This window comes from Photobacterium andalusiense (genome assembly GCF_900185625.1).
GTDB classification, from domain to species: Bacteria; Pseudomonadota; Gammaproteobacteria; order Enterobacterales; family Vibrionaceae; genus Photobacterium; species Photobacterium aquimaris.
Map to the genome: position 1 here is coordinate 1 of NZ_FYAJ01000047.1, position 819 is coordinate 819.

Genomic DNA, 819 nt, shown 5'->3' on the forward strand with positions numbered 1-819 from the left:
GTGATGTCAGCGTCGAGATGTCGATTACTCAGCAATTACCGCTAGATCATTTGAGTGCCGACGGTACTTATGTTGATGTTAATGGCGGTGATCTTACCATTAATGTACCTGTTCAAATGCAAGATACGGATGGTGATGCATTGCAACAACCCGTTGATGTGGTTGTGACGATTAAAGATGGCGCTAATCCTGAATTTGGTACTGATAAAGGTACCACCATTGTTGAAACCGAAACAGGGGTAACAGCCAGCGGTAAGATCCCATTAGATGTGGGCTCTGATGACATTGCGCATATTGATTTTGCTCAGTCTCAGCCATCACTTGATGGCATTGTCTCAAATAATCAAGCGACCCGTTATAGCGTTGATGGTAATGAGATTAAGGTCGTGATTGACGGTGGCACAAATGATGGTGAAGCGGTTCTAACGATCACAATTGGTAATGATGGCAGTTATATTGTTGAACAACATCAACCGATTGAACAAGATAATGCAGCAGGTGATAGCGTTAATATTGAGCTTGGTGTGGTGGCCACGGATGATGATGGTGATAGCAGTAATACGGGTCAATTAGAGATCCATATAAAGGATGGTTTAAATCCTACAGGTGAAGGCGTTCAAGCCAATATTACCATTACTGAAGGTGATTTAATCCCTCAAGCAGGTGAGCAAGGCTACCCTGTTGTTGGTACAGGACACTTTACCGTTGATGCAACAGATGATGCGTTAGTCGCAACGTCATTAACGATCACTGACAACGTTAAAACGGCATTATTGACCGAATTAAATGGTCTTACTTCTGGCGGAGACACATTAACCT

General features: G+C 43.1%; 1 protein-coding gene. It reads left to right on the forward strand.

From position 1 onward, the window contains the following. A partial coding sequence (locus PAND9192_RS20360; RefSeq protein WP_144018120.1) for a hypothetical protein occupies positions 1 to 819 on the forward strand: 819 nt, incomplete at both ends.